The organism is Allobosea minatitlanensis (assembly GCF_964020775.1).
Window position 1 is genome coordinate 3,986,385 of sequence record NZ_OZ224509.1, and the last position, 11,116, is coordinate 3,997,500.

The 11,116-nt window shown below is 63.1% G+C and carries 10 protein-coding genes (1 of these 10 running past the window's edge); 7 read left to right on the plus strand and 3 right to left on the minus strand.

Annotated features, from left to right (window positions below):
* Positions 1-19: 19 nt before the first annotated feature.
* Together ACWH43_RS19605 and ACWH43_RS19610 are read left to right on the plus strand one after the other, a co-directional pair.
* A complete protein-coding gene (locus ACWH43_RS19605) occupies positions 20-1,573 on the plus strand; it encodes an undecaprenyl-phosphate glucose phosphotransferase (protein ID WP_448153517.1) in 1,554 nt (517 codons plus the stop codon).
* Positions 1,570-2,841: an O-antigen ligase family protein gene (locus ACWH43_RS19610; protein WP_158446863.1), complete on the plus strand. Its 1,272-nt coding sequence runs from the start codon at positions 1,570-1,572 to the stop codon at positions 2,839-2,841. Before ACWH43_RS19605 ends, ACWH43_RS19610 begins: the two co-directional genes overlap by 4 nt.
* Here ACWH43_RS19610 and ACWH43_RS19615 read toward each other — a convergent pair.
* Positions 2,811-3,776 (minus strand): class I SAM-dependent methyltransferase, encoded by a 966-nt coding sequence (locus ACWH43_RS19615; RefSeq protein WP_158446864.1) that lies wholly within the window; start codon positions 3,774-3,776, stop codon positions 2,811-2,813. The two genes, ACWH43_RS19610 and ACWH43_RS19615, sit on opposite strands and share 31 nt — an antisense overlap.
* A 30-nt stretch (positions 3,777-3,806) precedes the next feature.
* Positions 3,807-3,923, minus strand: coding sequence for a hypothetical protein (locus ACWH43_RS19620; RefSeq protein ID WP_448153667.1), 117 nt, complete (start codon positions 3,921-3,923; stop codon positions 3,807-3,809).
* A 638-nt stretch (positions 3,924-4,561) separates the two neighbouring features.
* Here ACWH43_RS19620 and ACWH43_RS19625 point away from each other — a divergent pair.
* The 4 genes from ACWH43_RS19625 (at position 4,562) to ACWH43_RS19640 (ending at position 9,462) form a co-directional block, all read left to right on the plus strand.
* Complete coding sequence (locus ACWH43_RS19625; RefSeq protein ID WP_448153594.1) at positions 4,562-5,944, plus strand: hypothetical protein; 1,383 nt, start codon at positions 4,562-4,564, stop codon at positions 5,942-5,944.
* A 6-nt stretch (positions 5,945-5,950) separates the two neighbouring features.
* Positions 5,951-6,856 carry a glycosyltransferase family 2 protein gene (locus ACWH43_RS19630; protein WP_260349775.1) on the plus strand — a complete coding sequence of 302 codons (906 nt, stop codon included), beginning with the start codon at positions 5,951-5,953 and terminating at the stop codon, positions 6,854-6,856.
* A gap of 330 nt (positions 6,857-7,186) precedes the next feature.
* Positions 7,187-8,104, plus strand: coding sequence for a glycosyltransferase (locus ACWH43_RS19635; protein WP_377785503.1), 918 nt, complete (start codon positions 7,187-7,189; stop codon positions 8,102-8,104).
* Between the two features lie 560 nt (positions 8,105-8,664).
* Positions 8,665-9,462 (plus strand): DUF5710 domain-containing protein, encoded by a 798-nt coding sequence (locus ACWH43_RS19640; protein WP_260349770.1) that lies wholly within the window; start codon positions 8,665-8,667, stop codon positions 9,460-9,462.
* 6 nt (positions 9,463-9,468) lie between these two features.
* Here the strand turns inward: ACWH43_RS19640 and ACWH43_RS19645 are convergent, their stop codons facing one another.
* Positions 9,469-10,617, minus strand: coding sequence for a Fic family protein (locus ACWH43_RS19645; protein WP_260349769.1), 1,149 nt, complete (start codon positions 10,615-10,617; stop codon positions 9,469-9,471).
* 384 nt (positions 10,618-11,001) lie between these two features.
* Between ACWH43_RS19645 and ACWH43_RS19650 the strand changes: the two genes are divergently transcribed.
* Positions 11,002-11,116, plus strand: partial view of a hypothetical protein gene (locus ACWH43_RS19650; RefSeq protein WP_260349768.1) — the 5' portion only. The gene runs 287 nt beyond the window's last position; the window shows 115 of its 402 coding nt (coding positions 1-115); its start codon is at positions 11,002-11,004; its stop codon lies off the right edge, out of view.

Consider the following 11,116-nt stretch of genomic DNA (forward strand, 5'->3'; position numbering starts at 1 on the left):
TTCAAAGGTACTGACGTACATGGGTGCTTTCGATGTCCGCGACATGATGAAGGCGGACGCCGCCGGCGCGGCCTCTGCGACATCGGGCGCGCAATCAGGAAACGGGCAGACGCGCCGCTTCCATCCGCTCGCCGAGCGGATCGCGGCCATGCCGGTCAAGCCGACGCTGTCGCCGGTGCTGATCGAGGGGCTGGCGCGCCTGCTCGACATCGCGATCGTCCTGGTCATGGGGACGCTGGTCTACCGGCTCTACGTGGCGGGCAGCGTCGCGTCCGCGATCATCTACCAGATCGCGATCCCGGCCTTCGCCGGCGGCACGCTCGTCACCTTCCAGATGCTGCGGCTCTATCCGATCGGAGCGCTGCGCCATTTCGCCGGCTCGGCGGTGCGCCTGCTCGGCGGCTGGACCATGCTGTTCCTGATCGCGCTCGCGATCATCTTCATGCTGAAGATCGGCAGCCAGATCTCGCGCGGCTGGCTGGTCGGCTTCTATCTCGGCGGCGGCGCGGCGCTGATCGCCGGGCGCTTCGCCGCGGCTGTCACCATCCGCCGCCTGACGCGCTCCGGCCGGCTCGAGCGGCGCACCGCCATCGTCGGCGGCGGCGAGGCCGGCGCCGCGCTGATCGAGGCGCTCGAGGCGCAGCCCGATACCGGCCTGCGCATCTGCGGCGTCTTCGACGACCGCAACGATGCGCGCTCGCCCGACCTCGTCGCCGGCTATCCCAAGCTCGGCACCATCGACGACCTCGTCGAATTCGCCCGGCGCACCCGGCTCGACCTGGTGATCTTCACCCTGCCGATCTCGGCCGAGGCACGGCTGCTGACCATGCTGCGCAAGCTCTGGGTGCTGCCGATCGACATCCGGCTCTCGGCCCATATGTCGAAGCTGCGCTTCCGCCCGCGCTCCTATTCCTATCTCGGCGCCGTGCCCGTCCTCGACGTTTTCGACCGGCCGATCGCCGATTGGGACGTCGTCGTCAAATGGCTGTTCGACAAGATCGTCGGCACGCTCGCGCTGATCGCGCTCTCGCCGGTGATGCTGGCGACCGCCATCGCGGTCAAGCTCGACAGCAGGGGGCCGGTGCTCTTCCGGCAGAAGCGCTACGGCTTCAACAACGAGACCGTCGAGGTGCTGAAGTTCCGCTCGCTGCGCCACGACATGGCCGACAAGGCCGCGGCCAGGCAGGTCACCCGCGACGACCCGCGCGTCACCCGCGTCGGCCGCTTCATCCGCAAGACCTCGATCGACGAGTTGCCGCAGCTCATCAACGTCGTGTTCAAGGGCGACCTCTCGCTGGTCGGCCCGCGGCCGCACGCCATCCACGCGCACACCGCGAACCGCGCCTATGAGCAGGTGGTCGACGGCTATTTCGCCCGCCACAAGGTCAAGCCGGGCATCACCGGCTGGGCGCAGATCCATGGCTGGCGCGGCGAGACCGACACCGAGGAGAAGATCCAGCGGCGCGTCGAGCACGACCTCTACTATATCGAGAACTGGTCGGTCCTGCTCGACCTCTACATCCTGCTGAAGACGCCGTTCTCCCTCCTGACCAAGAACGAGAACGCCTATTGAGCGCGTTTGCTGAAACCCCGCGACAGGAGGCGCCTAACCGGCGGCTGGCAATCTCCTATGCCGCGCTGAAGCGCGGTGCGCTATGGCTGCTCGCCGTATCGAGCGGGATCGCCCTGATCGAGCCCTCGCCCTACGAGATCGTCTTCCTCCTGGTGCTGTTCGTCTTCGCGCTCACCGGCATCCGCTTCTCGCAGAAGCTCCTGCCCTTCGCGCTCTTGCTGCTCGGCTACAATATCGGCGGGATCTTCTCGCTCATCCCCTGGATGGCCGACGGCGCCTCGGTACGCTTCACCGCAGTCTCGGTCTATCTGATGATCACCTCGGTCTTTGTCGCGGGCATCATGTCGCAGGATGCGGCCGGGCGGCTGGAGACCCTGCGCCGGGGCTGGCTGTTCGCCGCCTGGATCGCGGGAATCGCGGGGATTCTCGGTTATTTCGACATCGCCGGGCTGGGCGAGGTCTTCACGCTCTACAACCGCGCTGCGGGCACCTTCAAGGACCCCAACGTGCTTGGTTCCTATCTCGCCTTGCCGCTCGTCTACATGCTGCAACGCATCCTGACCGGGCAGACCGGGATGATTCGCGGCCTGGCGGCTCTCAGCATCCCGCTCGTCGCGCTGTTCTTCACCTTCTCGCGCGGCGCCTGGGGTGTGTTCGCCGGCTCGGCCGCGCTGATGATCGCGCTGACTTTCCTGGCAGCGCCGAATACGGCCGCGCGGGCGCGGATCGTGGGAATGTCGGCGGCGGCGCTCATCGCCATGATCGCAGCGCTCCTGGTCGCCCTGTCGTTTGAGGAGGTGCGCGCCGTCTTCGAGATCCGCGCCAGCCTGGACCAGGATTACGACCAAGGCGTCACCGGCCGCTTCGGCAACCAGCTGCGCGCCATCCCGATGCTGCTGGACGCTCCCAACGGCTTCGGGCCGCTGCGCTTCCGCTGGCACTTCAACCAGGCCGATCCGCATAACGTCTACATCAACGCCTTCGCCTCCTATGGCTGGCTCGGCGGGCTGTGCTGGTTCGCCCTGACGGTCGTGACCATCTATGTCGGCTGGCGGCTGGTCTTCCGACGCGGCGCGACCCAGCTGCACGCCATCGCGATCTGGTCGGTGCTCTTCGTCACCATCTTCCAGGGCCTCCAGATCGATACCGACCATTGGCGCCATCTCTATCTGATGATGGGCCTCGTCTGGGGGCTGGCCGCACTAGACCCGGAGGAGAAAGACGCAGGCGCGCCGGCTCATCCCCCGCCCTTGCGGACGACAACATAGGCATGGGTCGTGACCAGACTCCAGCCGAGCCGCGCCGCCGCCGCGTTGAAGGCGTGGTCAAGCTGCTTCAGCCCGGGCATGCGCTCGAAATACTCATGCCCCCAGAAGCGCTGGACATGGACCTCGGCGAAGCCCACCCGCTTGAGCATCGGCGCGAGCACTGCGGGATCGCCGCGGCACCAATCGTAGAAGGCAGGGAAGATCGGATCGTCGCCGCCGTCGCGCCGCGCTGGGTACAGGGCGTGGACGATGGCGCGCGACAGCCTTGCGGGCAGGACGTGGTTCAGCGCGAAGATCGGGGCCCACAGCGTCGGGAAGAAAGCCAGCGCCACACCGCCGGGTGTCAGCAATTCATGAATGTTGGCCCAGGCGCGCTCGACGCCGTCGACATGCTCGAAGACCATGCGCGAGACCATCATGTCGTAGCCGCCGCGCACGACGTCCGGCTCGGACAGATCGCCGGCGATGTCGAAGCGCACGGTCTTGAGCCCGCGTCCGGTCAGGGCGAGCTCGCCGGGATCGATGTCGTTGACAATCAGCTCTATGCCGTTGCGGGCGGCCTCCTCCTGCGTGAACAGCGGATCACGGCCGCCGCCAATCTCGCAGACACTGCGCAGGCCGAACTGATGCGCCAGCCCCAGGATGGTCGCTTCATATTGATCCCAGGCCCATCGTGAATGCCAGTCGGGCCGGAGCCCGTCGAAGAAGCTCGCGAGCGAGCCTGACGCCTGCGTCATCGGGCGCCGGCCGGCATCAGGGCCTCCGGTCGCAAGGCTCGCCATGGACATGATCGCCTCCGCCTCGAGAGCCTGCCTTCGGTTTTTGCCGCAAAATTGCCCGTGGGATCGCGGCACCGCAACGCTAAGCTTAACCGATGGTAAACGGTATCCGAACCGATGAAGGCTCCGCCAGCTCGAAGCTGCGATTTTGGCCAACCAAAGAACGAAGATGGAACATTGACCGCTCTACACGTCTGATTGGCTGTCAACGTTCACCACTGCTCTGTAAACTGTCATCCTTGAAACGTCGAGATCGCGCGCCGCACTGGCCTTGCTGGCACCGGTGGCAATGCGGCGTCGGATTTCGTCGCCGCCAGTGTTTTTCTTCCGGCCGTTATGGACCCCTCGGCTCGCGCAGCCCCGGCGCGCTGACGATCCTTGACGAACTTCAGTTCCATGTTGGCAACCATGCCGAGGATAGTGATCACCATCCGCCCAATGTCGCCGGCGGTCGGAACCTCTGGCTCAAATACCCGCAGCGAGGCTCCTTCGCGATGTGGAACGGCCAAGCCGATCGAGACGCAAGACGACAAGTTCATCTTCGACTTGTATGGACTGCACGATCGTCTCCAGTTCCGTGTGCCCCTTTCGCGATGCACCCGATCCTGTTTCAGAACGATGGTTTCACAATCTGCCGCCTTCAACCGGGCAAGCCGGATGTCGAAATCCTGGTCCGTTGTGCTGACACGGGCATATACGATGCGGGCCATAAGGAGAATCCGTCACCATAGAGTTGATACTCTACGGTATCGTCACATTCGAGAGCGAACCGACCATCAGGGTTATTGGCCTGGTGGAGCACGAGCATCGTCAGGCTGAGCCGCCGTCAGCGCTTCCTCAACTTTTGAGTGGTAAGAGAGCCCGCCTGGAGGTTCTAATGTGCTTGGTTATTGTCGACGATTTCGGCGCAGCGGCGCAGAGGCGGATGGCCTGAGGCGGCCATGGCCAAGATCGTCGCGCTGGGGTCTTACCTCTATCAGTCAGCTCTCGCCTTAGGCCTCCTGATCGCAGTTTCCAATCTGCTGACGGCACCGAACTATGTCGCCTATTCGCTGTTCGTTTCAATCGTCCAGTTCGCCGACATCGCCTGCTTTCAATGGCTCCGCTCCGCATGCAGCCAATTCTACCCCGGCCCTGACGAAGAAAGTGAGCGGGCGGAACGTGGCGTGATCATCGCCGAGTTCATCGCCAGCTCTGCCCTATGCTTTTTGGGAGTAGTCGCTGCGGCACTGTTCGACATTTCTCTCTGGCTCGGGTTGATCGGCGCCGCTGTGGCGATCCTGCAAGGCGGCGGTGAATTGCATTTGACCATGCTGCGCTTCCGGCAGGAGTTTAGGTTATTCTCCTGGCTCCAGGGCGCTCGCGCGACGATCCTAGCCGCCACGACACTCGCCGGCGCGGCGCTCGGCGGGGAACTTGGCCATGTTGTAGCCGGTGTCCTGGCGGGAAATCTCGTCTACTGCTTGGCGGCCTGCATCCTGTCGCGCCGCAGTCTGCCCTGGTCACACATATGGGACGGCAAGCTCGTCAGGCGCCATTTGGCCTATGGCGGTGTGTCGGCCGGCGCTTCGGTCGCCGGGGTGCTCGCACCGCTCGGGCTCAAGACGATCTTCGCGAGCCAACTCGGTTCGGCCGCAGCGGCGGGGCCGCTGCTTGCACTCGATTTGCTCCAGCGGCCGTTCGGCATGATCATCACCTCGCTCCAGGCGGTGCGTTACCCCGAACTGGTGGCGCGCTTCGATCGCGAAGGCAGCTCCGAAGGCCTCCGGATCGAGCTCGGCCGCTACTATGCCCTGCTGACAGGCTCCGCCCTGCTCGGCGCCGCCGGGCTGATCGCGCTGCTCGGCGCCGCGACCTTGGCCCTCGTCCCGCTTGCCCTGCAGGCTTCCTTTACGCGAACAGCGCCGCTCATCATGCTCGTGGCTTTGCTGCGAGCCCTCACCCACACTTTGCTGTCCACACCCGCGCACCTGCAACGCCGTTTGCCCGCCATCCTCGGACTGGCGGGGCTCGACTGCATTCTGACCTGCGCCGGAGCCTGGGTGACTGCGGCGTTCCATCCCGGCGCCGGCACAGCCATAGCCGCCGGCTCCGCCGGCGGAGCGGCAACGGCAGCGGCCCTTGGGGTGGTCATGCTGCGCCGACAACCCTTCATCATGACTTGGTGGCCGGTGCTGGCATCTGTGGCGGCCCTGATACTGGCCTGGCTGAGCACGGATTTGTTCGCCAGCGACCTGCTGCTGGCGACGAGCGTGGCACTTGCAGCCGCGCTCCTCTTCGGCGCGGCACCCTCTTTAACCTTCCTACGCTGGATCGCACGTTGAGGTACCATGGTTGACACGTTGCCAAGCCGACCGACCGCCATCGTCGTCGGCATCGCCACATCCGGCCGCCGCGAGGTTTTGCGGGACACGCTCATCCAGCTCGATCGGCAGGCATTGCGCCCGCAGCGTATCCTGATCTGCCCCTCCGCCGACGATGACGTCGATTGGGATCATGCGGCAAGCCTGACGATCGCGGCAGAACGCATCAAAGGCCCTCGGGGGTTGACCGCTCAGCGCAATGCCATCCTCGAGGCGGCCGGCGATGCGGATCTGATCGTATTCCTCGATGACGATTACCTGCCGGCGGATCGCTTCATCCTCGAGGCCGAGCGGTTGTTCGGGCAAAATCCGGATGTCGTCGCAGCAACCGGTCATGTTCTTGCCGACAGCGTTCACGGTCCGGGAATCGGATTGCATGAGGCGCTGGCGGTTCTGGCCGGCGACCAGCCGCCGCAAGATGGCGATATCTGGCCGGTAGAGAACACGTATGGCTGCAACATGATATTCCGCATGGCAGCGATTCGCCGCACAGGAGCGCGCTTCGACGAGAATCTACCACTCTATGGCTGGCAGGAAGACGTCGATTTCTGCAGCCTGCTCGCAGCCGAGGGTCGGATCGTACACGCCACAGTGCTGCGCGGCGTTCATCGCGCCGTCAAGTCCGGCCGCACCTCCGGGGTGCGTTTCGGCTATTCGCAAATCGCCAATACGGTGTATCTGGCGCGCAAGGGCACGATGCGCCGGGCACGTGCCTTACGCCTGTCCGCTGCACCCTTCGTAGCCAACATAGTATGCAGCCTGCTGCCCCGAGGCCTGATTGATCGACGCGGGCGGCTCAAGGGCAATCTGCTCGCGCTCTGGGACCTGGCACGCGGGCGCATCGATCCGCGGCGCATCCTGTCGCTCGATTAAGTTCTCGGAAGAACGCCTACGATGCGGTGAAGAAACGATCATGATGCCGCCTCAACGCAAGCTTAGGAAAGTTGTGCCACAGGAGGCGCTCGCCCACCGCACAACCGCAGGCGCATGCACCCCTCCTCCCCCGCCACATCGGTCGTCATCTTCGGCTCGGCAAGGCCCGTTACCTGCGCAGTGATGGACTATGCCCATCGCCTCGCCGACGCCGTCAATGCGTTGCGCCCAGGCTTCGTCGCGGTCCGGACGATCGAGCCGGAACGCCCGACCGCTTTCATCGGCGCCATCGCCGAGGAACTGGAGCGCAACCGCATCGTGCACTTCCAGATGCCGATCGAGGGCTGGGGCAACAGCGTCGTGCCGGGCTCGGCGCTTTTGGCAGCCCGATTGATGACCCGCAAGGGCCGCATCGCTATCACCTTGCACGAATGGGCCTCGCTCAATCGCTTGCGCTATCTCTCCATGGTGCCGGATATCCTGGCCTGCGACGGCTTCGTTTTTGTCTCGCCGCAGCAGCGGGAGAGTTTCCTGGCGACGCCGTTGGTCGGCGCGGCTAAGAAGCAGGCAGCGCCGGTCATCCCGATCGGCCCCAACATCATGCCGGCGCAGATCGATCCCGAACGGGTCGCGGCGGAACGGGTAAAGCTGCGCGGCCGCGGCGCAAGCGAAGCCGATGTCGTGATCGGCTATTTCGGCGTGCTTTATGCGAGCAAGCGGCCCGATGTCCTGCTGCAGACGGTGCAGGCACTACATAAGCGTGGCGTCAAGGCGCGCCTGCTGATCTGCGGCGACTTCCTCTGGGATAAGCCCAAGGATCGCGAGGCTTTCATGGCATTGGCGCATGAGCTCGGCGTCGCCGCGTGGCTAGATTTCCGCGGCCGGATCGATGATGAAGGCGATCTGATGGCGACACTTTCGGCCGCTGACGTCTTCCTGCTGCCGTTCACCGACGGGATCAGTACGCGGCGCGGCAGCTTCCAGGCGGTCAGCCAGCTCGCGATCCCGCTGGTTTCGACTGAAGCCGAGAGGCAGGACGAATTCGCGCTCGCCCCAACACTGAAGGCGAAGATCGACAATCCGTCGACGATCCTGTGCCCGGTCGATGCCACTCCCGAGCGCTTCGCCGAGGCCGTGCTCGCCGCCCAGGCCCGCAAGGCGGAGGCGATCGGCGTCGACCTCGCCGGGCTCTGGGCCGAGGCCGCCCTTGCCCATCTCGATTTCTACGATCGCCTTCAAATGGTCTGATCCGACAACAACCGTTCCGCCACGAGACTTTCCTGGCTCGCCGGTCTCTATATTCCAATCAATACGTGACGCATCCTGGCGCTCTGAAGGTGACCGATGTCGGATATCGTGTCAGGGGGCATTTCGTTGACCGAGCGGCTGACACTGTCCGGCTTGCGCCGGTCGTCGCAGATCCTGCAGCCAAAGCCACTTCAAAGGCTATGGGAGGATCGCATCCCAGCTTCGCAAGGTGGCACCGCAGCGCAACATCGTCCTGAAGCTCGGTGCCGACAGTTTATTCAGGTTTCCATTCGGTGACGCCTGTTGGCACCGGAGGTGATCTACGAACCGGAAATGCTCGCGCTCTTTCAGACGATTCGCGGCCAGGTTTTCGGTTTCGTCGATTGCGGGGCAAATTTCGGCTATTTGGCCTGCTCCCGGTTTCGTGGACAGTCGGTTAAGCTAATCCGATCTTCTTTTCGAACTCGACCGGGCTATGTAACGTCCCAGCCTGCGCCGGAATTAGAGATACAGGCCGCGACGAGACAGCGGCGCCCCCGGCGCCGTCGCGAGCTATCCCCTTGAGCTGGACTCCAGCCTTTTTGCAAAAGCACAATGATTTGATGTATTTATCAGGGATGGAGCGAGAACAGTCCTATATTTTTCTGAATGTGCCGTTCGCGGACAAAGATGCGGCAAAGCGAGCTGGGGCCTTTTGGGATATGGAAGGACGCGGCTGGCGTATTTCCACGGAGACGCCGCGCGCGAAATTCGAGCGGTGGCTGCCGCGAATGTTTCAGCCGGACGCCAGACCGCCCTATATCGTTTCCGAAATGGTCCCGGCGCCGTGCTGGGGCGTCAATCTGCGATCGTTGTTGCCTGCCGAGGTTTGGGAGGCGCTGCGTAGAGAGTGCTCGCAGCAAGCTGGTCATCGCTGTCAGGTATGCGGCGGGAGAGGACCCGACTGGCCGGTCGAATGCAACGAGCAATGGCAATATCTCGAAGATCCGGCCACGCCCGGCATCGGTGTTCAAAAGCTGCTACGCTTGGCAGCCCTTTGCCCAACCTGCCACACCATCAAGCACCTCGGGAAAGCGCAGATCGACGGCCGCTACAAACAAGCCTTGGAGCAGCTTTGCTATGTGAATGGTTGGTCGTTCGAGCAGACCGACGAACATGCCGAACAGGCATTCGATACCTGGGAGCGCAGGAGCGGGATGGAATGGCATTTCGATCTCGGCGCGCTTGTCGGCATGGGCATCGACAAAATCGTGCTGAGAGCTTCGCCGGGGCTTCCGCCAATCGCCGGTGTCGATGTCGTGCTCGTACCTGACTTGTCACTGGCGTTTGGTTTCGCGACCGGAGCGCTTCCGTTCTAGCCGCGGTCAGTCTTCAGGCGGGAACAGCCCCGGCATCCAGCGGTCCGCATATTTCGCCGGAAACGCAAGAAACAATGGGCTGCGCGTCGTCTCGGAACTGATTACGCCGGCTTCAAGCAGCGCGGAGGTAATGCGCCGCGCCGTTCGATCGCTCGCATTCAAGAGCTCTGCAACCTCGCCGCGCTCAAGCGAGCCCTGATAAAGCAGTGCTTTCAGAACAACGTCGGATTTTGGCGGCAGGAGGTCTGCGCGCATCTGCTCTTCGGTCCAGATCATGATGCGATCGCGCAGGCGCTCGGGCTTCATCAGCCCTTCCATGAACTCCACCTGGTCGATGCAGCATTCGAGGAAGAAACGCGTGAACTTCGCGAGCTCTTCCTCGCTGAGAGTACCACGCCCGTCGAGGTCGTTGCGGCGCTTCAGATCGCAGGCGGCCAGATGCCCCTTGTAGGCAGCCTCCTTGCGCGCCAGTCCCCGTGCGATTGACCAAAGCCCCCGCGTGTCGAGCGCCTTCAAAAGGATGGCATAAGACATCAATCTCGCGACACGGCCATTTCCGTCGATGAACGGATGGACCCACAGGAGGCGATGATGCGCGCAGGCAGCCGAAAGGATCGCCTCGGTTCGCCCAAGCCGTCCATAGGCCTGATGCATGCGATCCAGAAAGCGCGGCACGGCGCCGGGGCTGACCGCGACGAGCCGCCCGACTTGCACATCGCGTTCGCGCAGCTCGCCCGGAACGATTTCGATTTTCTCGTGCGTTACCGGATCTTCGGCAAATAGGAGCTCGGCCGGTAGCAGCTCGCAAAAGCGCTTGTGGATTTCGCAGATCACTGCGGGCTCGGTCGCGCTGCCCGCAATGCCGCCCTCATCGATCCATTTCTGGACAGCGATATGCGCCCTGGCTTCGAGCTGTAGATCGCGCTTTTGCGGATTGTCGCTATAGTCGCCGGCAAGCGCGCGCTCGATATCGACGGGATGGGTATTATGCCCCTCGATGAGATTGCTATAGTAGCAATTCATGGAGCGGACGAGGTCAGCAAGCGCGCTGGCGATCGAGGCTGGCAGGCTGCTGCGGAAGGCCGCCGAGCGCTCCGCAAGGGTAAGAGCAAGGTCGCCCAGCTGTCCGCGCAGGGGACTACCGTCGCCCACCATCAACGGCTCGAAAAGCCCAGTCCCTTCACCATCATCCCTAACAGGCATATATACCGCTTCTGTGGCCGCTTTACTGGCCGCTTTAATATCTTCAATTCCTATATGATATCATAGTGATAGAGAAAATCATATCCTAAAAATTATAGCCAGATGGCCGGTTTGATGGCCATACCGTCAAAAGCTGTAATGAGCTTTTCCGGCCATCCAAGGCATCGCGTATTGACCAGCGCCTTACGTACCAAGCGGAAGGAGCGAGACGGCACCGACGCATCGCCTTGACCGAAGATGGACTAAAGACCGCACGGCCTAAATCTTCCGCGTGGAGAAGCAAGTATGCCGCAAATCGCATTGGATCGGCCTGTTCACTAGGCATATATTCTTTCCATGCAGTCTGACTACATCCCCCGTTTGCTTGATCATGGCGAAGGTTTGATCTCCGAGGAAGATCTGCTGGCCCGCCATAAAGTCGTTGTCGTCCTTGCCGAACCGGGAGCAGGAA

Coding starts and splice junctions, on each gene's coding strand:
- ACWH43_RS19645 (WP_260349769.1), bottom strand. CDS start 10,617: ATGGTGGGCGACGGTAGTCCCCTGCGCGGACAGCTGGGCGACCTTGCT.
- ACWH43_RS19605 (WP_448153517.1), top strand. CDS start 20: ATGGGTGCTTTCGATGTCCGCGACATGATGAAGGCGGACGCCGCCGGC.
- ACWH43_RS19630 (WP_260349775.1), top strand. CDS start 5,951: ATGGTTGACACGTTGCCAAGCCGACCGACCGCCATCGTCGTCGGCATC.
- ACWH43_RS19625 (WP_448153594.1), top strand. CDS start 4,562: ATGGCCAAGATCGTCGCGCTGGGGTCTTACCTCTATCAGTCAGCTCTC.
- ACWH43_RS19635 (WP_377785503.1), top strand. CDS start 7,187: ATGCCGATCGAGGGCTGGGGCAACAGCGTCGTGCCGGGCTCGGCGCTT.